The organism is Duganella sp. 3397 (genome assembly GCF_031456625.1).
GTDB classification, from domain to species: domain Bacteria; phylum Pseudomonadota; class Gammaproteobacteria; order Burkholderiales; family Burkholderiaceae_D; genus Rugamonas; species Rugamonas phyllosphaerae.
Genome location: NZ_JAVDVB010000007.1, coordinates 22,136 through 48,222, shown reverse-complemented (window position 1 = coordinate 48,222; position 26,087 = coordinate 22,136). Strand labels below are relative to the sequence as shown.

Below are 26,087 nucleotides of genomic sequence, written 5' to 3'. Positions count from 1 at the left end.
TTATTCGGTATTGCCCGGGGTGTCCACACCCGGTTTGGGTTCGACCACGCCATGTTCGGCCTCGATGTCGTCCACCGAGCGCAGCACGGCGTCTTCCTTGGGCACCGGGGTGGTGTCTTTCTGGTTCGGGCGCTTGCCCAGCAGGTAGAAGTCGAGCGCCTTGCGCACGATCGGCGCGGCCACGGCGGCGCCGAAGCCGCCGTTCTCCACCACCACCGCAATCGCAATGCGCGGCTTGTCGGCGGGAGCGAACGCAGTGTAGAGCGCATTGTCGCGCAGGTGGGCGGCGACCAGCTTGGCGTTGTACTTCTCGTTCTTCTTGATGGCGAACAGCTGGGCGGTGCCGGTCTTGCCACCGGAGATATAGCCGGCGTTGGCGAACACCTTGCTGGCAGTGCCGCTGGTGGTCACGCCCACCATGGCGCTCTTGATGAAGTCGACGTTCTGCTGCTTGAGCGGGATGCGGTAGCTTTCGCGCGCCACCGTCAGCTGGCGCGCATGGGTGCCGCCGTCTTCGAGGATTTTTACCAGGTGCGGCTTCATCACCACGCCGTTGTTGGCCAGGTTGGCCACCGCGTGCGCCATCTGCAGCGGCGTGTAGTTGTTGTAGCCGTTGCCGATGCTGATCGAGATGGTGTCGCCCAGCTGCCAGCGCTGCGCGGCGGCGTTCTTTTTAAAGCGGTTGCGCTTCCATTCTTTCGATGGCAGCACGCCCTGCTTTTCATGTTCGAGGTCGATGCCGGTCAACTGGCCGAAGCCGAACGGCTTCATGAACTCGCTGATGGTGTCGATGCCCATCTCGTTGCCGAGGATGTAGTAATAGGTATCGCACGATTCCGAGATCGACTTGAACATGTCCACCGTGCCGTGGCCGCCCGGCTTGTCGTCGCGGAAGCGGTGGCCGCCCAGCGTGAAGAAGCCGGCGTCGTGGATGCTCTGGCCCGGCGTGCGGTAGCCGCGTTCCAGGGCGGCCAGCGCCATGAACGGCTTGAAGGTCGATCCCGGCGGATAAGTGCCCGACAGTGGGCGATTCACCATCGGCCGGTCGAGCGAGGTATTGAGTTCGTTCCAGCTCTGGGTGTCGATGCCGTCGACGAACAGGTTGGGATCGAAACCGGGACGAGAGACGTAGGCCAGGATGTCGCCCGTCTCCGGCTCGATGGCCACCAGGGCGCCGCGCCATTCGCCGAACGCTTCCTCGATCACTTTTTGCAGCTCGATGTCGATCGAGAGAATCAGGTTGCTGCCGGGCGTGGCGTTGCGGCGCGACAGCGTGCGCACGGCGCGCCCGCCTGCCGACACTTCCACCTCTTCGTAGCCGGTGGTGCCGTGCAACTGGCGCTCGTAGCTTTTCTCGATGCCCTCTTTGCCGATATGGTCGGCGCCGTTGTAGTTGGCGCCCTGGTCGCTGTCGGCCAGCGACTTGGCCTCGGCCTGGTTGACGCGGCCGATGAAGCCGATCACGTGAGACGCGGTTTCCCCGAGCGGATACTGGCGAAACAGGCGCGCCTGGATTTCCACGCCGGGAAAGCGGAAATGCTGGGCGGTGAAGCGCGCCACTTCCTCGTCGGTGAGGCGGGTGCGCAACGGCACGCTCTCGAAGCGCTTCGATTCCTCGAGCAGGTGACGAAAACGCTTGCGGTCCTTGATGTCGATCGCCACCAGTTTCGACAGCGCATCGATGGTCTCATCCAGCGTGGCGGTGAGTTTGGACGGCGTGATCTCGAGCGTATAGGCCGAGTAGTTGCGGGCCAGGACCACGCCGTTGCGGTCGACGATCAGGCCGCGATTGGGCTGGATCGGCACGAGCGAAATGCGGTTGTCCTCGGCCTTGACCGCGTAGTCTTCGTGCTTGACCACTTGCAGCCACACCAGGCGCGCCAGCAGCAGGGCAAAGCAGGTGAACACCACGCCGCCCACTACCGTCAGGCGCAGACGGAACTTGTGCAATTCCAGCTGGTTGTCCTTGAGCTCAGTCATGCACTACCAGCCGTCAGATGGGCCGCGTATGGTCGCGGTCCACCGCGCGCCGCTGGGGCGCCAGCAGCAGCCACGACGCCACGGGCCACAGGCACACCGCCACCACGCTCTCCAGGAAGAAATACCACGCCGGCGACTGGCCCGACGCGAAGAACCGCACCAGCAGCTGCACGGCCTGCGCCATCACCAGGAGCGGAAACACGTGCGTGGCCTGGGTAATGAGCGGGAACCACGTCACGCGCCGGTGCAGCATGATGGCGAAGTACGACAGCAGCGTGTACGACAGCGCGTTCTCGCCCAGCAGGGTGGAATCGTGCACGTCCATCAGGAGGCCGAGGAAGAATGCGGTGCCGATGCCCACGCGGCGCGGCTGGTGCACGCCCCAGAACACCAGCGCCAGCGCGACGAAATCGGGCACGCCGATCAGGTGGCCCCACGGCAGCAGGTTCAGTAAAAAGGAGCACAGCAGGCTGAAGGCGATAAACAGCGGGCTGACCGGCAGCAGAATGTAGTGAGGACGGTTCATCGGGCCGGTTCCTTGGTGGGGGTGGCGGCCGGCGCTCTGGAAGGCGTGGCAGCGGCAGGCGCGCCGGTGGCCGGGGTGGTGGCAGCCGGCGCTCTGGTTACTGGCGTCGCTGCGGCCGGCGCTCCGGCGGCCGGCGTTCCGGCGGCCGGCGCTCCGGCGGCCGGCCTGGCGCTCGCGGTAGTCGCCGGCGTGGCAGCAGTTGGCGCACCAGCAGCCGTCGTGGTTGCCGGCGGCGTAGGCGTCGTGATTGCAGGCGGCTTCGGTATCAAATCCGAGCCAGCAGCGGCAGCAGGTGCACCAACAGCGGCACCAGCAGCCGGGGCCTCTTCCTTGGCCGGATCCTTGATCGGCGCCATGCGGTTGTTACCCTTGCGCGGCACGCGTGGTTCTTCCTCGGGCGGGCGCGGGGCGATTTCCGGTGGCGACATCAAGATCAGCAATTGACGGTTGTTCTGGATGCCGGCCAGCGGCTGGCAGATCACGCCGCCAAAAGCGCCGCTGGCGTTGCTGTCGACTTGCGTGACGCGCGCCACGGCCAGTCCGGCCGGGTAGATGCCATCGAGGCCGGACGTGACCACGATGTCGCCGACCTTGATGTCGGCATTGGGCGCGGTGAAGCGCAACTCCAATGAGCCGATCTTGCCGCGGCCGTAAGCCACGCTGCGCAAGCCGTTGCGCAGCAGTTGCACGGGAATGGCCTGGTCCTTGTCGGTCAGCAGCGTGACTTCGGACGTGAACGGGAACACGCGCGTGACCTGGCCGACCACGCCCTGGTTGTCGATCACGGGCAGACCGAGCGAGACGTCGCTGTTGCTGCCGCGGTTGAGGATGATCTTGCGGCTGCTGGCGTCGCGCGCGTCGTACAGCACTTCGGCCAGGATCGACTTGGTGGGCACCTGCTCGCGCGCGCCCATCAGGCGGCGCAGCTGGTTGTTTTCGGCCGTGCGCAACTGCGCCTGCTGCAGCGCCTGGGCATCGGCGATCTGCTGGCGTTTGAGTTCATCGACCTGTTTTTTCATCTCCGCGAGCGAGGAGAAGTAATCGCCGGCGCCATAGATGGCGTCGCGCGGCAGCAGTGCCACCATCTGCAGCGGATGCAGTACGGTGCCGACGACCTGGCGCACGGTGCCCAGCGTGCGCATCTGCGAATCGACCAGCAGCAGCACGATCGATATGCAGGCGAACACCGTCATCTTGACCCGCGCCGAAGCGCCTTGCTTGAAAAGTGGCGGAGGACTGTATTCCATGACTTTCAATAATCCGGCGCTCCCGCGCCAACCAGACTGTCAACTCACCCAATGAACCGGGGCCGCTTAGCGGCCCCGGTTTTATCTATTTGATCACTCGTAGGAGAAGATCGACCCCAGTTGGTCCATGCGCTCGAGCGCCATGCCCGAGCCACGCACCACGCAGGTGAGCGGGTCTTCGGCCACCAGCACCGGCAGACCGGTTTCTTCCATCAAGAGGCGGTCGAGGTCGCGCAGCAGCGCGCCGCCGCCGGTGAGCATCATGCCTTTTTCGGCGATGTCGGCGCCCAGTTCCGGCGGGGTTTGTTCCAGCGCGTTCTTGACGGCGGAAACGATGTTGTTGAGCGGATCGGTCAGCGCTTCGAGGATTTCGTTGGACGAAATGGTAAACGACCGTGGAATGCCTTCGGACAGGTTGCGGCCCTTGACTTCCATTTCCTTCACTTCCGAACCCGGGAAGGCCGAACCGATGGCCTTCTTGATCGCCTCGGCGGTTTGCTCGCCGATCAGCATGCCGTAGTTGCGGCGGATGTAGTTGACGATCGCTTCATCGAACTTGTCGCCGCCGACGCGCACGGAGCCTTTATAGACCATGCCGCCCAGCGAGATGATGCCCACCTCGGTGGTGCCGCCACCGATATCGACCACCATCGAGCCGGTCGCATCCGACACCGGCAGGCCGGCGCCGATGGCTGCCGCCATCGGCTCTTCGATCAGGTACACCTGCGAGGCGCCGGCGCCCAGTGCCGATTCGCGAATGGCCCGGCGTTCCACCTGGGTGGAGCCGCACGGTACGCAAATGATGATGCGCGGCGACGGACGGAAGAACTTGGAATCGTGCACCATGCGGATGAACTGCTTGAGCATTTGCTCGGTGACGGTGAAGTCGGCGATCACGCCGTCTTTCATCGGGCGGATCGCCTCGATATTGCCAGGCACCTTGCCCAGCATCTGTTTTGCTTCCTTACCAACTGCCTGGATCGTCTTCTTGCCGTTCGGGCCGCCTTCCTGGCGGATCGCAACGACCGATGGTTCATCAAGGACGATGCCCTGGCCGCGGACGTAGATCAGAGTGTTGGCCGTGCCCAAGTCGATGGCCAGATCGGTGGAAATATACCTGCGTAAAAAACCAAACATGTGTGTCCTGTGGCGCCACTGGGTGCGCGTAAGCTGTAGAAAGATGTCCTGTGGTGAGCGGCGGTGGCAATGATTCAGCCCCGGCAACGCATCAACCCGCCATTCTACCTTATAATTTGAATGCAATTTGCCGAAAATCAGCCCGAAAGTGTATCAGTCCAGTCCGCAAGTTAAGCGGTAATCGTCGGCTTTTACCAGCGCTTTAGCGGAATTTCAAGTTTTTATCATTGTAACAATTTAAACATTTGCGCGGCTTTCCCCGCGCCCTACGCCATGTCCCTGACCCTATCCGACGTAACACGTATTGCCAAGCTGGCACAACTGGAGATGAGCGAAGCGCAGAGCGCCACCGCCCTCGACCAACTCAACGGTATCTTCGAGATGGCCGGACAGATGCAGGCAGTCAATACCGACGGCGTGGCCCCGCTGAGCCACCCGCTGGCCGCCCACATGAACAACATCGCGCTGCGCCTGCGCGAAGACAACGCCACCGAAACCAACCGCCGCGACGACTACCAGGCCGTGGCGCCGAAGACCCAGGACGGCTTGTACCTGGTGCCGAAGGTGATTGAATAACGCCTTGGCAAGTACGCGCCTTCGAATCCGTCATTCCCGCGACAGCGGGTATCCATACTGAGTTAGCCATGCCAGCGTTCTATGGATTCCCGCCTGCGCGGGAATGACGGAGCAGCGGATAACAAAGCGGTCATCGGTATCTGTACGACTGACAACCACGGCACCACGAATTCTGAATTGAACGCCATGCACACCAAAACCATTAAAGAGCTGTCCGCGCTGCTGCAAAGCAAAGCCATTACCGCCACAGAGCTGGCCACGCATTTCCTCGACCGTATCGAGCAAAGCGACCTGAATGCCTTCCTGCACGTCGACCGCGCCCTCACCCTGGCGCAAGCTGCCGATGCCGATCAACGTATCGCCAACGGCACCGCCACCGCGCTGACCGGCGTGCCGATCGCCCACAAGGATATTTTCGTCACCCGCGACTGGCGCTCGACCGCCGGCTCGAAAATGCTGGCCAACTATGTGAGCCCGTTCGACGCCACCGTGGTGGAAAAGTTCCGCACCGCCGGCATGGTCACGCTGGGCAAACTGAACTGCGACGAATTCGCCATGGGCTCGGCCAATGAAAACTCGGCCTTCGGCGCCGTGAAAAACCCCTGGGACAAGACTGCCGTGCCGGGCGGTTCGTCCGGCGGTTCGGCCGCTGCCGTGGCCGCGCGCCTGGCGCCGGGCGTGACCGGCACCGACACCGGCGGCTCGATCCGCCAGCCGGCCGCCTTCTGCGGCATCACCGGCATCAAGCCGACCTATGGCCGCGTATCGCGCTTCGGCATGATCGCGTTTGCCTCGTCGCTCGACCAGGGCGGCCCGATGGCGCAAACCGCCGAAGACTGCGCGCTGCTGCTCAACGCCATGGCCGGCTTCGACGAACGCGACTCCACCAGCCTGACGCCCGAACTGGGCGGCATCGACGAAGACTTCACGCGTGAACTGGGCCAGCCATTGACCGGCCTGCGCATCGGCGTACCGAAAGAATACTTCGGCGCAGGTTTGGCCAAGGACGTCGAAGACGCCGTGCGCGCCGCACTGGCCAAGTACGTGGAACTGGGCGCCACCCTGGTCGATATCTCGCTGCCCAATACCGCGCTCTCGATTCCAGCCTACTACATGATCGCCCCCGCCGAAGCCTCGTCGAACCTGTCGCGCTTTGACGGCGTGCGCTTCGGCCACCGCGCCGACGGCTACAAGGACTTGGGCGACATGTACCGCAAAACCCGCGCCGAAGGCTTCGGTGCCGAAGTCAAACGCCGCATCATGGTCGGCACCTACGTGCTGTGCCACGGCTACTACGACGCCTATTACCTCAAGGCGCAAAAAATCCGCCGGCTGATCGCCGAGGATTTCGAAGCGGTCTTGAACGGCCCCAACGCCGTGTGCGACGTCATCATGGGACCGGTGGCCCCCACGGTGGCCTGGGACCTCGGCGACAAGTCCGACGACCCGGTTGCCGCCTACCTGGCCGACATCTTTACGCTCTCGACCAGCCTGGCCGGCTTGCCGGGCATGTCGATCCCGGTCGGTTTCGGCCAGGGCGACAAGAACGCCAACCGCCCGGTAGGACTGCAAATCATCGGCAAGCATTTCGGCGAAGCCAAGCTGTTGAACGTCGCCCACGCCTACCAGCAGGCGACCGACTGGCACACCCGCGCACCGAGCGGTATCTAAAGAATCTAAAGCGAGAACAATATGGAATGGGAAGTCGTCATCGGTGTTGAGAACCACGTGCAGCTCACCACCGCATCAAAAATCTTCAGCGGCTCGCCGACCACGTTCGGCGCGGCCCCCAACACCCAGGCCAGCCCGGTGGACCTGGCGCTGCCGGGCGTGCTGCCTGTGATGAATAAGCAAGCCGTCGATCGTGCGATCCGCTTCGGCCTGGCCGTGGGTGCGAAAATCGCGCCAGCCTCGATCTTCGCTCGCAAAAACTATTTTTACCCGGACCTGCCCAAGGGCTACCAGATCAGCCAGTTCGAAGACCCGGTGGTCATTGGCGGCGCGGTCACGTTCGGCTATGAAAAGGACGGCCAGTTCGTTACCAAGACCGTCAACCTCACCCGCGCCCACCTGGAAGAAGACGCCGGCAAGTCGCTGCACGAAGACTACGCCGGCATGTCCGGCATCGACCTGAACCGCGCCGGCACGCCGCTGCTGGAAATCGTCTCCGAGCCGGAAATCCGCAGCGCCGCCGAAGCGGTGGCCTACTGCAAGGCCCTGCACTCGCTGGTGATGTGGCTTGGCGTGTGCGACGGCAATATGCAGGAAGGCTCGTTCCGCTGCGACATCAACGTCTCGGTACGGCCGAAAGGACAAACGGAGTTCGGCACCCGCTGCGAGATCAAGAACCTCAATTCGTTCCGCTTCATCGAAGAAGCCGTGCACGTCGAAGTGCGCCGCCAGATCGAGCTGATCGAAGACGGCGGCAAGGTCGTGCAAGCGACGCGCCTGTACGACCCGGACCGCAAGGAAACCCGCGAAATGCGCAGCAAGGAAGACGCCCAGGACTACCGCTACTTCCCCGACCCCGACCTGCCGCCGCTGGTCATCTCCAACACCTGGATCGAGCAAGTCAAGGCCGCGATGCCGGAACTGCCCGACGCCATGCGCGCCCGCTTCATTTCCGACTACGCGCTGCCCGAATACGACGCGCTGGTACTGACCGCCTCGAAAGCGATGGCGACATATTTTGTTGCTGTGGTCGATGCGGCCGGCAAGGACAACGCCAAGGCTGCCGCCAACTGGCTGATGGGCGACGTCTCGTCCACCGTCAACCGCGAAGGCGTGGACATCGGGGAGGCCCCGGTCAAGCCGGCGCAACTGGCGCTGATGCTCAAGCGCATCGCCGACGGCACCATCAACAACAAGACCGCCAAGGAATTGTTTGCCGACATGTGGGCGGCGAAATCGGACGACGACAACCTGGTCGATGCGCTGATCGAGTCGAAAGGCCTGAAGCAGATTTCGGACACGGGCGCACTGGAAGCGATCGTTGACGAAGTGCTGGCTGCCAACGCCAAGTCGGTCGAGCAGTACCGCGCCGGCAAGGAAGCAGCGATCAACGCCCTGATCGGCCAGGCCATGAAAGCCTCGCGCGGCAAGGCCAACCCGGCCCAGCTGACCGAACTGCTGAAAGCCAAGCTGGCCGGTTGATCCTTCCAACACTCCGATCGCGCCCCGCCAGCTTCAGCTCGCGGGGCGTTTTTTTATGCCAATGTAGACAGTCCTGTCTATAATCTGCCACAGCCTTCAAAGGGCTGTCGAATAAAGTATACATTTTTGTCTAGACAGACTAATCTACAACCACTGACACACCTGACCGACACCACCATGAGCATCCCGAAACCCACCGCCGCCGAACTCGAACTGTTGCAAACCCTGTGGCCGCTTGGCGCATCGACCGCCAAGCAGGTGCACGAAGCGATGCTGGCACACAAGCCCGAGCTCGCTTACGGCACCGTGCTGCGGCTGATGCAGATCATGCACACCAAGGGCATCCTGATTCGCGACGAGAGCCAGCGCTCGCATATTTATGCGCCAGCCCAGGCCCAGGATTCGCTGCAAACCAACCTGCTGCGCGACCTGATCGACAAGGCTTTTTCCGGTTCGGCCAAGGCGCTGGTGCTGGCGGCGCTGCGTTCGGGCATTTCCAAGAAAGAGCGGGCCGAGATTGAAGCCATGCTCAAGGACGATCCAAAGCCATGAGCGCCTTCATCGCCATGCTGGGCGCCACCCTGGTCCACTTCCTGTGGCAGGGCTTGCTGATCGGCTGCGCCACCGCCGTCGTGCTCGCGCTGCTGCGCAACAGCCGCGCCGAATACCGCTACCTGGTGGCGTGCACAGCCTTGCTGGCCTGCCTGGCCTGGCCCGCGCTGGGCCTGGTCGAACGCCTCGGCAACGGCGCGGCAGCACCAGGTGAAGCGGCCGGCATGATGCAGTTCGCGGTCCGCAACATGGTCGGCAACGGTCAACTGATCGACCTCGGCGCTGCGGTCCGGAGCATTGTCAGCGTCTGGGCGCTGTGCGCGGCCGTGCTGTCGGTACGCATGGCGCTGGGGCTGCTGTGGATCGAGCGTACGGTGCGGCGCAACGCCAGCCGCCACGATCCGGTGCAGGCACGCTGGCAGGCACGGCTGTCGCAGATGGCGCAGGCGTTCGGCATCACGCGCCAGGTGCGCCTGAGGATCGTCGAAGTGCTGGCCAGCCCGGTCACGGCCGGCTGGTGGCGGCCGGTGGTGCTGGTGCCGGCTGCGCTGGCCGCCCGCATGCCGCCCGACCTGCTCGAAGCGCTGCTGGCGCACGAATTGGCGCACGTGCGCCGTCACGATTACCTGGTCAACCTGCTGCAGAACGTGATCGAAACGCTGCTGTTCTACCACCCGGCCGTCTGGTGGCTCTCGAACCGCATCCGTGCCGAACGCGAACTGGTTGCAGATGATTTCGCAGCAAGGCAGCTCGGCGAACCGCGGCGTCTGGCACTTGCTTTATCCGAACTGGAACGTCTCCAGTTCTCCACCCACCACCTGGCCCAAGCGGCCAACGGAGGAAATCTGATGGATCGTATTCAACACCTGATGCGCCCTGCCCCGCAGGCCCTGAACTGGAAAGCCGCGATTCCGATGCTGGGACTGGCGCTGGCCTGTGTCACAATTTATGCTGAGGCAACGGCGGCCGAGGCCACCACGGCCAAGAACAAAACAGTCAAGGCCGTAGTTAATTTCGACAGCTGCGCCAAGCCGGAATACCCGGCGGCGGCGGTGGCCCAGCAACGTACCGGCATGGTCACACTCGGCTTTTCCATCGGCGCCGACGGCAAGGTCAAGTCCAGCAAGATCGAAAAGACCAGTGGTCATCCCGACCTCGACCAGGCCGCCCGCACCGGCATCGAGAAGTGCAGTTTCATCCCTGCTACCAAGGCCGGCAAACCGGTCGAGTCGTCGCTGAAGATGGTGTACAACTGGAACCTGGAATAAGCGGGAAGGACTGACTCAAGGACGCGCAGCCGGCATGAAATGCGCGTCCAGCCCGGCAATCCCGGGCGCCACCCAGTGAGCACAGGCCGGCTCCACGCATTCGTGCAGGTGACCGGCAATAAACTTGATCAGGCTGTGCGCCGGCGCCGACAGGCGGCGGTCCTTGCGCGCCACCAGGTACCAGTTGCTCTCGAGCGGAAAGCCGGCCACCGGCAGCACCGCCAGCCTTTCGCGGCCCTCCTGCAAGGTGTGCTCGGAAATCACCGACACACCCAGCCCCGACGCCACGCTCAACCGGATCGCCTCGTTGCTCTCGACCTGCATGGTATTGCCGAGATCCATGCCCTGGGCGCTGAGCCACGACTCGAACATCATCCGCGTGGCCGACCCCGGTTCGCGCACCAGGAAGCGCTCGCCGCGCAACTGCGCCATCGTCACTTGCGGGCCGGCTGCCGCCCAGTGGTCCTGCGGCGCGATCATCTGCAGGGGATTGCGCAAGATGCGCGCAGCCTGCACCTGCGGCCCGCTCGGCGGATGGCTGAACACGTACAGTTCGTCCTCCTGGCGCTCGAAGCGGCCCAGGATGTGCGCGCGGTTGCCCACGCTGAGCGTCATGCCGATAGCGGGAAACTGGCGGTAGAACGCCCCCATGATGCGCGGCAGCACGTATTTCGCGGTGGTGACCACGGCCACGTTGATGTGGCCGGACGAGCCGCCGCGCGCGCGTTCCAGGTAGCCATTGAAATCGTCGAAGCGGCCCAGCACGTCGCACGCGGCGCAAAACAATTCCTCGCCGACGGCGGTGCGCTCGAAGCGCCCTTCGCGTTGCTCGAACAGCGGCGCGCCCACTGCCTCGGCCAGCCGTTTCATTTGCAGCGACACAGTGGGCTGGGTCAGGTGCATGGCGCGGGCGGCGGCGGAAATACTGCCGCTGCGCACCACTTGCACATAGATTTGCAGCAGGCGAAAACTCAGGTGGCGGATGTTCATGTCGGTCCATTCATAGATAATGCTCTATGGCCTATTGCAGAAGGTTTTATTATTCAATATACGCGGTGATCGGCACAATGGCGAGCATTCCAATTAGAAACTTTTCTCCATGCCTGACATCGTTATTGCCTTCTTCGCCCTCGGCCTGTGCGCCGGCCTCGTCAAATCAGACCTGAAACTCCCCTCACCCACCTACGACACGCTGGCCATCCTGCTGATGCTGGTGCTTGGCTTAAAAGGCGGCATGGCGCTGCACGGCCATGTTACCGGCGCCATCGTGGTCGAGCTGCTGGTGGTGGCCGCGCTGGGCGTGGCGCTGCCGCTGCTGTGCTACCCGGTGCTGCGCCGGCTGGTACGGCTCGACCGTCCCAACGCGCTCAGCATCGCCGCCCATTACGGCTCGGTCAGCGCCGGTACCTTTGCCGTGGCCCTGGCGCTGGCCGAGCACGATGGCCTGGCCGTGAGTCCGCAAACCACCTTGTACCTGGTGATGCTGGAACTGCCAGCCATCGTGGTGATGTTGTGGCTGCACCATCGGCGCCAGGGCGGCGCGTCGTCAAGCCACGGCGGCATGGCCATCTGGCGCGAAGCGCTCACCAGCCGTGGCGTGGTGCTGCTCGGTGGCGGCGTGCTGATCGGTGCTTTGTACGGACCGCAAGGCATGGCGCCGATCGCCCCCGTGATGCTGGGCGGCTTCAAGGCCATGCTGGCGATCTTTTTACTTGAAATGGGCTTGTGCACGGCGCGCGTATGCCGGCCGCTGCCGTTGCAGCACTGGCGCCTGATGGTGTTTGCAGCGGTGGCGCCGTTCGTGCTGGCCTGGGCCGGGATAGCCGTGGCCACCGTGCTGGGGCTGCCGCCGGGAACCACGCTGGTGCTGGCCGCCCTGACCGCCAGCGCGTCCTATATCGCCGCGCCGGCCGCGATCCGCGCCGCCATCCCGCAGGCCGATATCGGGCTGGCGATGCTCGCTGCGCTGGGCATCACGTTCCCGGTCAATGTACTACTGGGCTTGCCGTTGTACCGGCACTGGCTGGGCGTCTGAGGTCAGGCGGTAATGCTGAGGTTGATGCCCATCTCGACCAGCAGGGCCAGGTCGGACAGCGAGAAGTCGAGCGTGGGCGTGGCCGCGCCGCGCTCGGAGTTGAACGAGATGCGCAACTCGGCCGCCACGTCGGCGCGCTCGAAGTGGATGCCGCGCGCGGACGACTCGGCCAGGAAGGTACGGATCGCCTTGAGCAGTTCATCGGGATTGTCGTCGGTGGCGATGCGCACGTAGAAACCGGAATCAATGCGTACCCGGCCGTCGGGCTTGACGTCGCCACGGCGCCAGTCGCCATCGGGCTCGACCGGCAAGCCGTCGCGGATATCGGCCAGTCCTTCGTCGCCGCCGTGTACCTTCAATGTTGCTATGTTCATGCCTGCCTCGGTTGGTCTGTACGCCGATCTAAAAGATTACACCAAAGAAACACCGGCGTCCAGAAGACTTGCAGCCTGCCGGACTTGGGGAGTCAAAGCGAAAAATAGCTGATCGAGGACAGATTTTGTCGATTTCGCAGTGCCCATAGTGGGCTATGGGCCGAGAAATTGGCGAAATATGGACCGATCCAGGTATTTTTGCAGCTGACGATCCCAAGTCCGACAGGCTGCTAACATCAAATAATTCCGTAGCGCTCGCGATAGGCCGCCACCGCGTCCTTGTGTTGCAGCAGTTGCGGATCGGCGCCGGCGCCGTTCAGGTAGCCGAACAGGTCGTCGAGGTTGCCGATGGAAATCACCGGGATGTTGTACTGGATCGCCACTTCCTGCACCGCCGAGTTCGGCGATAGTTGACCATCCTTGCCGGCGCGTTCCATGCGGTCGAGTGCGATCAGCACCGCGCATGGCTCGGCGCCGGCGGCGCGTATCATGTCCACCGACTCGCGCACCGAGGTTCCGGCCGAGATCACGTCGTCGATGATGACGACCTTGCCGGCCAGCTTGGCGCCAACCAGGGTGCCGCCCTCGCCGTGGTCCTTGGCTTCCTTGCGGTTGTAGGCGAACGAGGTGTTGCGGCCCTTGCCAGCCAGCGCCATCGCGGTGGCCGAGGCCAGGGTGATGCCCTTGTAGGCGGGGCCGAACAGCATGTCGAATCCCACGCCCGAGTCGAGCAGGGTCTGCGCGTAAAACTGCGACAGCTGGGCCAGCGTGGCGCCGTCATGGAACAGTCCGGCATTAAAGAAGTACGGCGACTGGCGCCCGGCCTTGGTGGTGAACTCGCCAAAGCGCAACACTCCGGTCTTGACCGAAAACTCGATGAAATCCTGACGTAAATTGCTCATGCTGCCTCATTTCTGTTCAATTCTGGAAAGTGCCGGTATTTTACCGCTACACTAGCGCATTCCAAAATTTCGACGCTTTTTCAAGCACTTGCCTTCATGCCAAAAATCATCTCCGCCAACCTGAACGGCATCCGCTCCGCCTCGTCCAAGGGTTTCTTCACCTGGCTGGCCAGGCAGGATGCCGATTTCGTCTGTGTCCAGGAACTCAAGGCGCAAGCGCCGGACATGACGCCGGAATTCCTCAACCCGGGCGGCTACCACGGCCACTTCCACTACGCCGAAAAGAAGGGCTACTCGGGCACCGGCATCTACAGCCGCCTCGAACCGGACCGCGTGGTGATCGGCTTCGGCGCCCCCGAGTTCGACCGCGAAGGCCGCTACGTGCGCTGCGACTTCGGCAACCTGACCGTGATTTCCGTGTACTGCCCGTCCGGCTCGTCCGGCCCCGAGCGCCAGGAAGCCAAGTTCCGCTTCATGGATTTGTTCTTGCCGCACCTGCAACTGCTGCACGCGGAAGGCCGCGAAGTGGTGATCTGCGGCGACTGGAACATCGCCCACAAGGAGATCGACCTCAAGAACTGGAAAGGCAACAAGAAAAACTCTGGCTTCCTGCCCGAAGAGCGCGAATGGATGACCCGCATCTTCGACGAAGTGGGCTACGTCGACGTCCACCGCGGCCTCGACCCGCGCGAGGAGCAGTACACCTGGTGGAGCAACCGTGGCCAGGCCTACGCCAAGAACGTCGGCTGGCGCATCGACTACCACGTCGCCACCCCCGGCATCGCCGCCCGCGCCACCAGCGTGGCCGTGTACAAGGAAGAGAAGTTTTCCGATCATGCGCCGTTGATTATCGATTACGCGCACGAGTGAACGGCACACCGCAGCGCTTAAAGATTGATCAAGGACGCAGGTTCTGATAACGTCAACTACGCGCCCTCAACTCTTTTCCCAGACCTCATGGAACTCATCGGCACCGGCATCTACCCATTGCACCAAGCTGCGCGCTTGGTCGGGGCCGAGCCACGTTCGCTGAGGCGCTGGTTACAGGGCTACACGCGCAAAAACAAGGGCCAGCACGTACGGTCCGAGCCGTTATGGACCACGCAGTTCACGGGCCAGGATTTGCCGGGCGATGTGATCGGCTTCCGCGATCTGCTGGAATTGCGCATGGTAGCGGCGTTTGTCGAACACGGTGTCGACCTGAAGGTTATCCGGGCCACGATTCAAGCAGCCACGCAATACTTTGGCAACGACTATCCCCTGACCAATCGCCAGTTCCGTACCGATGGCAAGCGCATCTTTTTGCAAGCGGTGGAAGCGGCTAGCGGCGATGAAAAGATCGTCGATGTCGTGCACCGGCAATTCGTGTTCTCGGACATAGTCAGCCCGTCCCTGTATGCGGGCATCGAGTACGACGAGGAGAGCGCCGTGCGCTGGTTCCCGCTGGGCAAACGAAAAACCATTGTGCTCGATCCCGCGCTCCAATTCGGCACGCCCATCATCGCCAGCGCGGGCATCCCTACCGATACCATCTACGCCTCGTTCCTGGCCGAAGGCCGCAACAGGGACATGGTTGCAAGAGTCTTCGATATCCCGCCAAAGATGGTCACCGAGGCCATCGAATTCGAAGAAAGCCTCGCAGCTTGAAATTCTTCTTCGATAATAATTTATCACCCCATCTTGCCCACGGCATCAGGGAGTTATCGAAGGTTGCTCCGCAGGTTGAAGACGTCATCCACTTGACCGACCGCTTCGCGCGGGACGCGAAAGATCTCACCTGGATCGGTGATCTCGCCCAGGATGGTCAGTGGTACATCATCTCCATCGACCGGTTCAAGCAGCAACATGGCGCCGAGCGTCAAGCCATCCGGCGGGCAGGACATACTGTATTCATTCTCGACGCGCAGTGGTCCACGCAAGCGTTCTGGGCACAGTCGGAGCGACTGGTCAGATGGTGGCCACAAGTGGTGGCCTATTCGGAACTGGTTTCCGGCGGCGCATATCGGGTGCCATGGCGACACTCCCCGGTGACCAAGTTTCAGGCCATCCCATTTTAAAGTCCTACAAATTGCGCTGGCTCGAAAACTCGCGCCAGTCGCCGCTGAGCGGATCGAGGAAGCAGATGCGGCGCGCCAGCAGTTTTAACGGGCGCTCGTAGTCGTCCGGGCCGCTTGGCAGCGCCAGCGGGTAAAAGGCGTCGTTCCGGATCGGGATGCCCAGCGCAGACAGGTGCAGGCGCAGCTGGTGCTTGCGGCCGGTATGGGGGAACAGGCGATAGCGCGTGCAGTCAGCACCGTGCTCGATGACGTCGATGATGGTCTCCGAGTTCGGCGCGCCCTGTTCCTCTTTCATCAGGAAGAACTTGTCGCCGTCCACCATGCGACTGCGGTACGTGAACGGGAACTGCACGCCATCGAGGCGTGGCGCCAGCGCCTCGTACTCTTTTTCGATCACGCGCTGCTGGAACAGCGACTGGTACGCGCCCCGGCTTTCCTGGCGGCGCGAGAAGATCACCACGCCGGCCGTTTCGCGGTCCAGGCGGTGGATCGGCGTGAGCGCCGGTTCGCCCAGTGATTTTTTCAGCCGCACCAGCAGCGTCTCGTGCAAAAAGCGGCCGGTCGGTGTCATCGGCAGAAAATGCGGTTTATCGACCACCACCAAGTGGTCGTCCATGAACAGGATCTGTTCCTGGAACGGGATCGGCGTCTCGACTTGTTCCAGCTCGCGGTAGTAAAAGATGCGCATGCCACGGCGGTAGGCGCTGTGCGGCGCCAGCGGTGTGCCGTCGCCATCGACCACGTGGCCGCGTGCCATGCGCTCGCGCCAGGTGGACTCCGGCACATCGGCAAAATGCGCGGCCAGGAAGGTGATCATGTCGGGCCACTGGCCCTCCGGCAGCCACAAGTAGCTGGGCGCGACGCCGTCGCGCATCGGCAGCGGATGCCGATCTGCCGGGGACCGCACCGGCATCAGGATTTCGGCAGCGCCAGCGAACGGTATGGCGGCAGCTTGTTGGCGTCGAGCCCCTTGGCGCGGGCGTACACCGGCAGCACCAGGTTCATGTGGTCGTTCATGTTCCTGATGCGGTCGCTGCCGGTCGGGTGGGTGGACAGGAAGCTGATCGGCTGGCTCTTGTTAATCGCCGCCATCTTCTGCCACAGCGCCACGCCGGCGCGCGGATCGTAGCCGGCGCGCGCGGCCAGGTCGAGGCCCACCAGGTCAGCCTCGGATTCGTCGCTGCGCGAGAATTTCAGCGCCGAGACCTGCGCCACGGCACTGCCGCCGGCGTCGCCCAGGCGCGGATCAAGGCCGAAGTAGCCGGCGATCAGCGAGCCGCCCACGCGGGCGACGGTGCTGGTCACCGCGTTCTTGCCGGCCTGCGCGCGCGCGTGTTCGCGCAGCGCGTGGGCAATCTCGTGGCCCATCACCGCCGCCACTTCGTCGTCGGTCAGATTGAGCTTGGTCAGGATGCCGCTGTAGAACGCGATGCGCCCGCCCGGCATGCAGAACGCATTGACGGTCGGCGAATTGAGCAAGTTGACTTCCCACTTCCAGTTGGCCGCATCCGGGTTCCAGCGCTTGGTGAACGGGATCAGGCGGTCGGCAATCGCGCGCAGGCGTATCAACTGCGGGTTGCTGTCGGTGGCAACCTGGTCCTTGTCGTGGGCCTGCTTGAGCATCTGGTCGTACTGCAGCTTCGACTGCTGGTTGACCTGGTCGGCGTCGCCGCCGATGCTGCGCATGCGCGACATTTTTTCGACCGGGATGCCGTCGTTTTGGGCAAACGCCGGCAGCGCCGGCAGCACGCTCATCGCACAGGCCAGCGCCAGTGCGGCGCTGTTGAATTTAAGCTTTTTCATCTCGTTTATTCCATGGGGCGATTTTAGGGAGCATCAGCATGGCCGGGAAAGCCAGCATGAAGCAGACCATAAAGAACCAGAACCAACCGGTTTCCGCGACAATATACCCTACCGATGCGTTGATGAATGTGCGCGGTACCGCAGCCAGGCTGGAAAACAACGCGTACTGCGTGGCCGTGTAGCGCGGGTCGGTGGCGCGCGACATGAACGCCACCAGCGCTGCCGATCCAAGCCCCAGGCTGGCAAACGCCTCGAAGCCGAAGACTGCGCTGAGCAGGAACGGATCGGGCCCCACCTCGGCCAGCCAGGCAAAACCGAGGATGGCAAGCGCCTGCAGCACGCCGAACACCCACAGCGCGCGGTTGATGCCGAGCTTGATCATCCAGATGCCGCCCACCGCGCCGCCGGCCAGGCTGGCCCACCAGCCGGTGGCGTTGGCGGCGAGGCCGATCTGCTTGGTGGTAAAGCCGATATCGAGGAAGAACTTGGTCGATAGGGCGGTGGCCATGGTGTCGCCGATTTTATACAGCAGCACGAACATGATGATGATGATCGCCTGTTTCAAGCCATCGCGCAGGATGAATTCCCTGAACGGCAGCACGATCGCCTCTTGCAGATTTTTCGGCGGCGCGCCATACACGGCCGGCTCTTTCGCCAGCAGGGTGCAGATAAAACCGGGCAGCATGAACGCGGCAACGATCCAGAACACGGACTGCCAGGACATGGTGTCGGCCAGCACCAGCCCCAGCGCGCTGGGGATCAGGCTGGCCGCCTTGTAGGCGTTGACGATGATGGCGGCGCCCAGGCCCTGCTCTTCTTCGGCCAGGATTTCGCGGCGGTAGGCGTCGATCACCACGTCCTGGCTGGCCGACAGGAACGCGATGACCCCCACTGCCAGCACGATCAGGGTCAGCTCCTGTTTTGGGTCGAACATGCCCACGCCGCCGATCACCAGGAACAGGCCGATCTGCGTAACCGCCATCCAGCCCCGGCGCCGGCCCAGCGTACCAATGCTGTAGCGGTCCATCAGCGGCGCCCACAGGAATTTGAACGTGTACGGGAACGTCATCAGGCCGAACAGGCCAAGCGCCTTGACATCGAGTCCGGCCGTGGCCAGCCACGCCTGCATCAGGTAGATCAGCGTGTACAGCGGCAGCCCGGAACTAAAGCCCAGGAACAGGATCGAGATGGTGCGGCCGTTCAGGTAACTGATCCAGCTTTTCTTCTGTTCCGGGGTGGTCATCGCTATGCTTTCTTACGGAGGCGGAATACCGCCAAATCGCCGCGCAGGTTGGGCAGGAAATCGACGCGTTTGCCTTCGGCCAGCGCCACGCAGTCGATCACTTCCACGCCGCAGTCGTGCGCCAGGTCGCGGAAATCGTTGATGGTGGCGCAGCGCAGGTTGGGCGTGTCGTGCCATTCGTACGGCAGCGATTTCGATACCGGCATGCGCCCGCGCAGCAGCGCCACGCGGTGCGGCCAGTAGGCGAAGTTGGGGAACGAGACGATCACCTCCTTGCCCACCCGGACGATGTCGCGCAGCAGCGCTTCCACGTGCTTCATCATCTGCAAGGATGACAGGCACAAGACGGTGTCGAAACTGTTATCGCCAAACAGCGCCAGGCCGTTTTCCATATCCTGCTGCACCACCTGCACGCCACGGCGGGTGCTGGCCAATACCTTGTCGTCGGCGATCTCGATGCCGTAGCCGCTGCAGCGCTTGTCGCTTTGCAGGTAGTCCATCATCACGCCGTCGCCGCAACCGACGTCGAGCACGTGGGCGCTGGGCGGCACCCAGTGGGCGATGAAAGCCAGGTCGGGACGGGCCGCGCTCAAGTCGTTGAAATTCATGCGGCCTCCTTGCTGTTGATGTCGTTCAGCTCGTTCCATACCCGGTCGTAGTACGCGCGCACCAGGTTCAGGTAGCGCGGGTCTTCCAGCAGGAAGGCGTCGTGGCCGTGCGGCGCGTCGATCTCGGCGTAGGTCACCTGGCGGCGGTTGTCGATCAGGGCCTTGACGATTTCCTGGCTGCACTCGGGCGAGAAGCGCCAGTCGGTGGTGAAAGACGCCAGCAGGAACTTGGCGCGGGTGGCTGCCAGGGTCTTCGACAGATCGCCGCCGTGGTGGCGCGCCGGGTCGAAATAATCGAGCGCCTTGGTGATCAACAGGTACGTGTTGGCGTCGAAGTATTCGCTGAACTTGTCGCCCTGGTAGCGCAGGTACGATTCGATCTCGAAGTCCACGCCGAAGTCGAACTTGTAGGTGCCGGTGGCCGCAATGTCGTCGGCGACGCTGCGCAGCTTGCGGCCGAACTTTTCCGCCATGTCGTCGTCCGACAAATACGTGATGTGGCCGACCATGCGCGCCACCCGCAGCCCATTCTTGGGCACTACGCCGTGCTCGTAGAAGTCGCCGCCGTGGTAGTCGGGGTCGGACAGAATCGCCTGGCGCGCAACGTCGTTGAAAGCGATATTTTGCGCCGAGAGCTTGGCGGTGGACGCGATCACCACGCAGTGGCGCAGGCGGTCCGGGTACATGATGCTCCAGGCCAGCGCCTGCATGCCGCCGAGCGAACCGCCCATCACGGCGGCAAACTGCGTAATGCCCAGCCGGTCGGCCAGGCGCGCCTGGGCGCTGACCCAGTCTTCCACGGTGACGACCGGGAACGCGGCGCCGTACGGCTTGCCGGTGACCGGGTTGGTGTGCATGGGGCCCGTGGAGCCGAAGCAGGAGCCGAGGTTGTTGATGCCGATGACGAAGAACTTGTCGGTGTCGAGCGACTTGCCCGGGCCGACCATATTGTCCCACCAGCCGGTGCTTTTCGGTGTGCCTTCGTATTCGCCGGCCACGTGGTGCGAAGCGTTGAGCGCATGGCAGACCAGCACCGCGTTGGATTTGTCGGCGTTCAGGGTGCCGTAGGTTTCGTACATCAGCATGTAGTCGCGCAGCTGTGCGCCGCTTTGCAGCGGCAGCGGTTCGGCGAAATGCATGGTTTGCGGGGTGACGTATCCCAGGGATGACATGGTGGTTTCGATTTTTTTATTGGGGCGGCCCCACGGGCCATCTATCAGGATGGGACCGCGAGGATGGGTCCCACCAACTACTACAGCGTGCTACAAAATGTTCACAGCTAGGCATGGCGACGAAGACAGTACGAATGTACGGCTAGGAGCCAGAACGACGCTGTGGGCATTTTGTAGCACACTGCTTACATCAATTGTAATTGTTCGACCGCGTCTGCAATGACATTGGGTTCCATCGAGCGCATGATCTTGCGGGTTTGCGGCATGATGCGCGCAAGGTCGCTGTTCAGGATTTCCTGCTTGACCGAGAGCAGTTGTGCCGGATGCATGGAGAACTCGCGCAGCCCCAGTCCCAGCAACAGGCGGGTGAGCTTGACGTCGCCCGCCATTTCGCCGCACACGGCGACGTCGATCCCGGCTTTATGCCCGGCCGCAATCGTCATGGCGATCAATTGCAGCACAGCCGGATGCAGCGGATTGTAAAGGTGCGCGACCTCATAATCAACCCGGTCGATCGCCAGCGTGTACTGGATCAGGTCATTGGTGCCGATCGACAGGAAGTTCATGCGCTTGACGAACATGGGCAACGCCAACGCGGCGGCCGGAATTTCGATCATGGCACCGACGTCGACATTTTCGTCGAACTTGACGTGCTCTTCGCGCAGCTCCGCTTTCGCCTGCGCGATCATGGCCAGCGACTGGTCGATCTCGAACGCATGCGCCAGCATCGGGATCAGGATGCGCACCTTGCCGAATGCCGACGCGCGCAAGATCGCACGCAGCTGGATCAGGAAAATCTGCGGCTCGGCCAGGCAGTAGCGGATCGCGCGCAAGCCCAGCGCCGGGTTCAGTGCGGTGTGCTCGGCCTGGTCGAGCGGCTTGTCGGCGCCGATGTCGAGCGTTCGGATCGTCACCGGCCGGCCCTTCATGGCCACCACCGCTTTCTTGTACTGCTCGAACTGCTCGTCCTCGGACGGCATCTTGCCCTTGCGGCCCATGAACAGGAACTCGGAGCGGAACAGCCCCACGCCGTTGGCGCCCGCCTCCATCGCGGCCGGGCAATCGTCGGGCAGTTCGATATTGGCCAGCAGCGTGATCTCGGTGCCGTCCCTGGTAATCGCCGGCGTCTTGCGCAGCTTGCCCAGCTTCTTGCGGGCGCGGATCGCCGCGTTCTGGCGGTCGCGGTACTGCTCGAGCACCACCACGCTGGGATTGGCGATGACCACGCCGGCGTCGCCGTCGATGATCAGCCAGTCGTCCTGCTCGATCAGGGTCGATGCGTCGGACATGCCCACGGCCGCCGGGATGTCGAGGCTGCGGGCGACAATCGCCGTGTGCGAGTTTTGGCCGCCGACGTCGGTGACAAAACCGATGAACGAGCGGTCGCGGAATTGCAGCATGTCGGCCGGCGAAATGTCGTGCGCGACGATGATCATCTGCGGCTGGAATTCGTCGTCGCCGACCTTGACTGGCGGCGGCAGGATCTGCTCGGTGCCCATCAGGACTTTTAATACCCGCTCGGCCACTTGCTGGATGTCGGCCTTGCGCTCGCGCAGGTACGGGTCTTCGATTTCGTCGAACTGCGCCGACAGTTCATCGATCTGGGTCAGCAGCGCCCATTCGGCGTTGTAGTGGCGCGCGCGGATGATGTCGAGCGGCGCCTCGGAAATCATGGGGTCGGACAGGATCAGCGCGTGGACGTCGATGAACGCGCCCAGCTCCGTGGGTGCATCCTTGGGCAGCTCGTTCCACAGGGTTTGCAGTTCCTTGTGAACCTGGGCCAGCGCCTGCTGCAGGCGCAGCACTTCGGCTTCGAGGTGTTCTTCGGCGACCAGGTAATGCTTGACGTCGAGCGCGGCCGGCGCCAGTTTATGCGCGCGGCCAATCGCAATCCCGCGCGACACCGGGATGCCGTGCAGGGTAAACGAAGCCATGGGGGCGCCGGAATAAGGACGGGCGCGGCCGCGATCCGAGGGCATTACTCGCCTTCGCCAAACTTGTCGTTGATCAGTGCAGTGAGGGCAGCCACGCATTCCTTTTCGTCGGCGCCGTCCGCTTCGAGCAGGACCTTGGCGCCCTTGCCGGCGGCCAGCATCATCACGCCCATGATGGACTTGGCGTTGATGCGGCGGGAATTGCGGCTCAGCCAGACATCGCTCTGGAACTTGGCGGCCAGCTGGGTGAATTTGGCGGACGCGCGTGCGTGCAGGCCGAGCTTGTTGATAATCTCAAGTTCTTGTTGAATCATATTTATCTTGTCTCTTCGAGAAAAACTGCGAGAAAGCCGCACTCTAAAAAAACCCGCGCCAGTCGAATTTTATCCGACGCGAATCCGGTTATCGACGCGCACCGCACCACTTTGCGCGCCGGCCAGGGCCATCTCGACGACCACGTCCAGCGTATCGCGGCGGTAAGTAATGGCCCGCAACAGCATCGGCAAGCTGATGCCGGCGATCACTTCCACCCTGCCCGCGTCCGCCAGGCGGTCGCAGCAATTGGACGGCGTACCGCCCTTGACGTCGGTCATCACCAGCACGCCGTCGCCGTCGTCGAGCCGCTTGATCGCCGCCGCCGCCAGTTGCTGGACTTGCCCGAGATCCTGGTCGGCGATCACGTCGATCGCTTCCAGCAGCTCGGTGGGGCCGCGAAACACGTGCGCGCAGGCGGCAATGAATGCCTGTCCCAGCGGCGCGTGCGTCATAAGCAGTATGCCAACCATATTGTTAATCCGCCAGTGAGCGCGGACTAAATTGAGGCCGTCCGGCAAAATTATTTTGAATTTGCATCTTTTTAACCCGCCGACACGGCCGCTTCGACCGCGTCGATGAAGGTGGCCGCCACCGGGAAGCCCGCCTGCTGGGTAATTTCCTGGAAGCATGTTGGGCTGGTGACGTTGACTTCGGTCAGGCAGTCGCCGATCACGTCCAGGCCGACCAGCAGCAGGCCGCGCGCGGCCAGGGTCGGGCCGATGGCGTTGGCGATCTCGAAATCGCGCTCGGTCAATGGCTGGGCCACGCCGAGGCCGCCAGCGGCCAGGTTGCCGCGCACCTCGCCATTTTGCGGAATGCGCGCCAGTGAAAACGGTACCGGTTTGCCGGCGATCACCAGGATCCGTTTGTCGCCCTTGGCGATGTCCGGGATGAAGCGCTGGGCCATGATGGTCGTTGCACCATTTTGGGTCAGCGTCTCGATAATCGCCCCAAGGTTCATGGCGTCGGGCTTGACGCGGAAGATGCCGGTGCCGCCCATGCCGTCCAGAGGCTTCAGAATGATGTCGCCATGTTCGGCCTGGAAGGCGCGGATACGGGCCTCGTCGGCCGTCACCAGCGTGGGCGACGTGTACTGGCTGAACTGTGCAATCGCCAGCTTTTCGCTGTGATCGCGAATGGCCGACGGCTTGTTGAAAACTTTGGCGCCCTGGGCTTCGGCCAGTTCCAGCATGTAGGTGCCGTAGATGTATTCCATGTCGAACGGCGGATCCTTGCGCTGAACGATGGCGTCGAACTCGCCCAGGTTGGTCTCCACCGCCGGGGCGGCGCGGTACCAGTCGGTGGCGTCGCCGGTAAAGCTGATCTGCGACGCCTTGGCTGTCGCGATGCCGCCCAGCACTGCCATATCCTTTTGCTCGAAGGCGTACACGGCATGGCCGCGCTGGTTGGCCTCGACCATCATGGCGTAGGTGGAGTCCTTGTAGGTCTTGAACGTGGACAAGGCATCAGCGAGGAAAGCAATTTTCATGGGTGCATCCGGTGGAGTGAAGCACTGATTTTAGCCGAGATTTGGTGCAGGGATGATTTGGGGGACGCTGACGGACCATGGATCCCCGCGTTCGCGAGGATGACGACACTACGGTCGCCGGCTTTAAAACCGTCATACTCGCGCACACGCGATGGCCGCTCTGCGGCCGCAGGCTTCAAATCCGTCATCCTCGCGCAGGCGGGGATCCAAACCCGCTGATCCGGCGATCTCCTGATTAATAAACCTCCGGATTCGGATCCGTCCGCTCCATCTCCAGCGACGCCGCCAGCAGCGCCAGCCGCGCCACCACGCCGTACACGTAGAACCGGTTGGGCGCCGCCGTGCCCGGCTTGGCTTTCAAATCGGGCACCGCGTGCTGCTGGGCGAACGCCAGCGGCACGTACTGCGAGCCCGGCGCATTGAGGTTCTGGTCGACGCCTTTTTCGGCATGGACGCGGTAAAAGCCACCGACCACGTAACGGTCGATCATGTACACGACCGGCTCGGCGACGTCGTCCTTGATGCTCTCGAAAGTGGGCACGCCTTCCTGGATGATGAAGTCGGTCACCTCTTTACCATCCTTGATGACGATCATCTTGTCGCGCTGGGCTTGGGTCAAGTCCTTGATTTCACTGGAATCCTTGATGGTCAGGATGCTGGTGCCATAGGTGCCGGCGTCGGGCTTGATGATCACGAACGGCTTTTGCTCCTTCATGCCGTACTCCTTGTACTTCTTCTTGATTTTCGACAGCAGCGTATCGACATTGGCGGCCAGGCACTCGTAGCCCTCGCCGGTGCGGAAGTTCACCGCGTCGCACTTGGCGTGCAGCGGGTTGAACATCCACGGATCGACACCGATCAGCTTGCCGAATTTCTTTGCCACTTCGTCATACGCATTCAGGTGGTTGCTCTTGCGGCGCAGCGCCCAGCCCGCGTGCAGCGGCGGCAGCAGGCTTTGCTCATGAATATTTTGCAAGATGTCGGGAATGCCGGCCGACAGGTCGTTATTGAGCAGCACGGTGCACGGATCGAAATCTTTCAGGCCCACGCGGCGGCCATTGGCCGAGCGCACCAAGGGTTCGACCACCAGCATATTGCCGTCCGGCAGAGCGATCGGGGTGGGCTGGGTGACGTCGGGCGACAGGGAACCGAGGCGCACGTGCAGCCCGGTCTGGCGGAAAATCTGCATCAGGCGGGCGATGTTTTGCCAGTAGGTAGGGTGGCGCTGGGTGAGCTCCGGGATCAACAGCAGGTTGCGCGCATCGGGGCAATACTTGTCGATCGCGGCCATGGCGGCCTGCACCGACAATGGCAGCATTTCGGTGGCCAGGTGGTTGAAACCGCCGGGAAACAGGTTGGTGTCCACCGGCGCCAGCTTGTAGCCAGCGTTGCGCATATCGACCGAGCAATAGAACGGCGGCGTGTGCTCTTGCCACTCCAGGCGGAACCAGCGCTCGATGGCGGGAGTGGCGGCCAGGATTTTCTCTTCGAGGTCGTGGAGCGGGCCGGTCAGGGCGGTGGCGAGATGGGGAACCATGATTACTTCCTTAAATGATGCGGGAGGACGACCCTCCAGGCACGCTGAAACACCGAATATTACCTTGTGGATAAGCTACATCGGGGCGATACCCCTATTTTAAAGGCGGGAATGAAAAAAGCCCCCGCACGCGAGTGCGGAGGCCTTCTTGACAAGAATGACAGCAATTACCTGTCGGG

The 26,087-nt window shown here is 62.9% G+C and carries 26 protein-coding genes; 9 read left to right on the top strand and 17 right to left on the bottom strand.

Annotated elements, in window-relative coordinates:
* The 4 genes from mrdA to J2X54_RS21265 form a co-directional block, all read right to left on the bottom strand.
* Complete coding sequence (gene mrdA, locus J2X54_RS21280; RefSeq protein ID WP_310183399.1) at nucleotides 1-1,980, bottom strand: penicillin-binding protein 2; 1,980 nt, start codon at nucleotides 1,978-1,980, stop codon at nucleotides 1-3.
* A 13-nt stretch (nucleotides 1,981-1,993) separates the two neighbouring features.
* Complete coding sequence (mreD, locus tag J2X54_RS21275; RefSeq protein WP_070251855.1) at nucleotides 1,994-2,506, bottom strand: rod shape-determining protein MreD; 513 nt, start codon at nucleotides 2,504-2,506, stop codon at nucleotides 1,994-1,996.
* Entirely contained in the window at nucleotides 2,503-3,753 is a 1,251-nt protein-coding gene (mreC, locus tag J2X54_RS21270) for a rod shape-determining protein MreC (protein WP_310183396.1), read from the bottom strand. The genes mreD and mreC overlap by 4 nt, the downstream gene beginning before the upstream one ends.
* A 93-nt stretch (nucleotides 3,754-3,846) precedes the next feature.
* Complete coding sequence (locus J2X54_RS21265) at nucleotides 3,847-4,890, bottom strand: rod shape-determining protein (protein WP_008445008.1); 1,044 nt, start codon at nucleotides 4,888-4,890, stop codon at nucleotides 3,847-3,849.
* A 273-nt stretch (nucleotides 4,891-5,163) separates the two neighbouring features.
* On the opposite strand from J2X54_RS21265, the gene gatC reads away from it, so the two are divergent.
* The 5 genes from gatC to J2X54_RS21240 all read left to right on the top strand — a co-directional run bounded on the left by gatC (nucleotide 5,164) and on the right by J2X54_RS21240 (nucleotide 10,439).
* On the top strand, nucleotides 5,164-5,466 hold the full coding sequence (gene gatC, locus J2X54_RS21260) for an Asp-tRNA(Asn)/Glu-tRNA(Gln) amidotransferase subunit GatC (protein WP_070250953.1): 303 nt from the start codon (nucleotides 5,164-5,166) through the stop codon (nucleotides 5,464-5,466).
* A gap of 186 nt (nucleotides 5,467-5,652) precedes the next feature.
* On the top strand, nucleotides 5,653-7,137 hold the full coding sequence (gene gatA / locus J2X54_RS21255) for an Asp-tRNA(Asn)/Glu-tRNA(Gln) amidotransferase subunit GatA (RefSeq protein ID WP_310183390.1): 1,485 nt from the start codon (nucleotides 5,653-5,655) through the stop codon (nucleotides 7,135-7,137).
* A gap of 21 nt (nucleotides 7,138-7,158) precedes the next feature.
* Nucleotides 7,159-8,619, top strand: a complete 1,461-nt coding sequence (gene gatB, locus J2X54_RS21250) for an Asp-tRNA(Asn)/Glu-tRNA(Gln) amidotransferase subunit GatB (protein ID WP_310183388.1) — start codon at nucleotides 7,159-7,161, stop codon at nucleotides 8,617-8,619.
* A gap of 177 nt (nucleotides 8,620-8,796) precedes the next feature.
* The gene (locus J2X54_RS21245) at nucleotides 8,797-9,171 is read left to right on the top strand and encodes a BlaI/MecI/CopY family transcriptional regulator (RefSeq protein ID WP_070250947.1); all 375 of its coding nucleotides are present in this window, start codon (nucleotides 8,797-8,799) and stop codon (nucleotides 9,169-9,171) included.
* A complete protein-coding gene (locus J2X54_RS21240) occupies nucleotides 9,168-10,439 on the top strand; it encodes a M56 family metallopeptidase (RefSeq protein WP_310183386.1) in 1,272 nt (423 codons plus the stop codon). The genes J2X54_RS21245 and J2X54_RS21240 overlap by 4 nt, the downstream gene beginning before the upstream one ends.
* A 15-nt stretch (nucleotides 10,440-10,454) precedes the next feature.
* Here the strand turns inward: J2X54_RS21240 and J2X54_RS21235 are convergent, their stop codons facing one another.
* Nucleotides 10,455-11,429, bottom strand: coding sequence for a LysR family transcriptional regulator (locus J2X54_RS21235; RefSeq protein WP_310183383.1), 975 nt, complete (start codon nucleotides 11,427-11,429; stop codon nucleotides 10,455-10,457).
* A 109-nt stretch (nucleotides 11,430-11,538) separates the two neighbouring features.
* Here J2X54_RS21235 and J2X54_RS21230 point away from each other — a divergent pair, with 109 nt between their 5' ends.
* Complete coding sequence (locus tag J2X54_RS21230; RefSeq protein WP_070250942.1) at nucleotides 11,539-12,474, top strand: sodium-dependent bicarbonate transport family permease; 936 nt, start codon at nucleotides 11,539-11,541, stop codon at nucleotides 12,472-12,474.
* 2 nt (nucleotides 12,475-12,476) lie between these two features.
* Here J2X54_RS21230 and J2X54_RS21225 read toward each other — a convergent pair whose 3' ends face one another.
* Nucleotides 12,477-12,848, bottom strand: coding sequence for a hypothetical protein (locus J2X54_RS21225; protein WP_310183379.1), 372 nt, complete (start codon nucleotides 12,846-12,848; stop codon nucleotides 12,477-12,479).
* Nucleotides 12,849-13,084: 236 nt separating this feature from the next.
* A complete protein-coding gene (pyrE, locus tag J2X54_RS21220; RefSeq protein ID WP_310183375.1) occupies nucleotides 13,085-13,750 on the bottom strand; it encodes an orotate phosphoribosyltransferase in 666 nt (221 codons plus the stop codon).
* Between the two features lie 96 nt (nucleotides 13,751-13,846).
* Between pyrE and J2X54_RS21215 the strand changes: the two genes are divergently transcribed.
* The 3 genes from J2X54_RS21215 (at nucleotide 13,847) to J2X54_RS21205 (ending at nucleotide 15,807) form a co-directional block, all read left to right on the top strand.
* Entirely contained in the window at nucleotides 13,847-14,620 is a 774-nt protein-coding gene (locus tag J2X54_RS21215; protein ID WP_070250938.1) for an exodeoxyribonuclease III, read from the top strand.
* Nucleotides 14,621-14,707: 87 nt separating this feature from the next.
* Nucleotides 14,708-15,397, top strand: coding sequence for a DUF433 domain-containing protein (locus tag J2X54_RS21210; RefSeq protein ID WP_310183373.1), 690 nt, complete (start codon nucleotides 14,708-14,710; stop codon nucleotides 15,395-15,397).
* Complete coding sequence (locus J2X54_RS21205; protein ID WP_310183372.1) at nucleotides 15,394-15,807, top strand: hypothetical protein; 414 nt, start codon at nucleotides 15,394-15,396, stop codon at nucleotides 15,805-15,807. The genes J2X54_RS21210 and J2X54_RS21205 overlap by 4 nt, the downstream gene beginning before the upstream one ends.
* A 4-nt stretch (nucleotides 15,808-15,811) precedes the next feature.
* On the opposite strand, the gene J2X54_RS21200 is transcribed toward J2X54_RS21205, so the two are convergent.
* The 10 genes from J2X54_RS21200 to gshA all read right to left on the bottom strand — a co-directional run bounded on the left by J2X54_RS21200 (nucleotide 15,812) and on the right by gshA (nucleotide 25,908).
* Nucleotides 15,812-16,720, bottom strand: a complete 909-nt coding sequence (locus tag J2X54_RS21200; RefSeq protein ID WP_310183370.1) for a pseudouridine synthase — start codon at nucleotides 16,718-16,720, stop codon at nucleotides 15,812-15,814.
* Complete coding sequence (locus J2X54_RS21195) at nucleotides 16,720-17,610, bottom strand: M48 family metallopeptidase (RefSeq protein WP_310183368.1); 891 nt, start codon at nucleotides 17,608-17,610, stop codon at nucleotides 16,720-16,722. The genes J2X54_RS21200 and J2X54_RS21195 overlap by 1 nt, the downstream gene beginning before the upstream one ends.
* Nucleotides 17,597-18,853, bottom strand: coding sequence for an AmpG family muropeptide MFS transporter (locus J2X54_RS21190; RefSeq protein ID WP_310183366.1), 1,257 nt, complete (start codon nucleotides 18,851-18,853; stop codon nucleotides 17,597-17,599). The genes J2X54_RS21195 and J2X54_RS21190 overlap by 14 nt, the downstream gene beginning before the upstream one ends.
* Nucleotides 18,854-18,855: 2 nt before the next feature.
* Complete coding sequence (gene metW, locus J2X54_RS21185; protein WP_070250930.1) at nucleotides 18,856-19,461, bottom strand: methionine biosynthesis protein MetW; 606 nt, start codon at nucleotides 19,459-19,461, stop codon at nucleotides 18,856-18,858.
* Complete coding sequence (locus J2X54_RS21180) at nucleotides 19,458-20,633, bottom strand: homoserine O-acetyltransferase (RefSeq protein WP_310183364.1); 1,176 nt, start codon at nucleotides 20,631-20,633, stop codon at nucleotides 19,458-19,460. The genes metW and J2X54_RS21180 overlap by 4 nt, the downstream gene beginning before the upstream one ends.
* A 185-nt stretch (nucleotides 20,634-20,818) precedes the next feature.
* Nucleotides 20,819-22,567, bottom strand: a complete 1,749-nt coding sequence (ptsP, locus tag J2X54_RS21175) for a phosphoenolpyruvate--protein phosphotransferase (RefSeq protein WP_310183362.1) — start codon at nucleotides 22,565-22,567, stop codon at nucleotides 20,819-20,821.
* A gap of 44 nt (nucleotides 22,568-22,611) precedes the next feature.
* The gene (locus tag J2X54_RS21170; protein ID WP_070250923.1) at nucleotides 22,612-22,881 is read right to left on the bottom strand and encodes an HPr family phosphocarrier protein; all 270 of its coding nucleotides are present in this window, start codon (nucleotides 22,879-22,881) and stop codon (nucleotides 22,612-22,614) included.
* Between the two features lie 69 nt (nucleotides 22,882-22,950).
* Nucleotides 22,951-23,352: a PTS sugar transporter subunit IIA gene (locus tag J2X54_RS21165; protein WP_026637766.1), complete on the bottom strand. Its 402-nt coding sequence runs from the start codon at nucleotides 23,350-23,352 to the stop codon at nucleotides 22,951-22,953.
* 71 nt (nucleotides 23,353-23,423) lie between these two features.
* Complete coding sequence (gshB, locus tag J2X54_RS21160; protein ID WP_070250921.1) at nucleotides 23,424-24,371, bottom strand: glutathione synthase; 948 nt, start codon at nucleotides 24,369-24,371, stop codon at nucleotides 23,424-23,426.
* Between the two features lie 235 nt (nucleotides 24,372-24,606).
* On the bottom strand, nucleotides 24,607-25,908 hold the full coding sequence (gene gshA, locus J2X54_RS21155; RefSeq protein ID WP_070250919.1) for a glutamate--cysteine ligase: 1,302 nt from the start codon (nucleotides 25,906-25,908) through the stop codon (nucleotides 24,607-24,609).
* Nucleotides 25,909-26,087 lie beyond the last annotated feature (179 nt).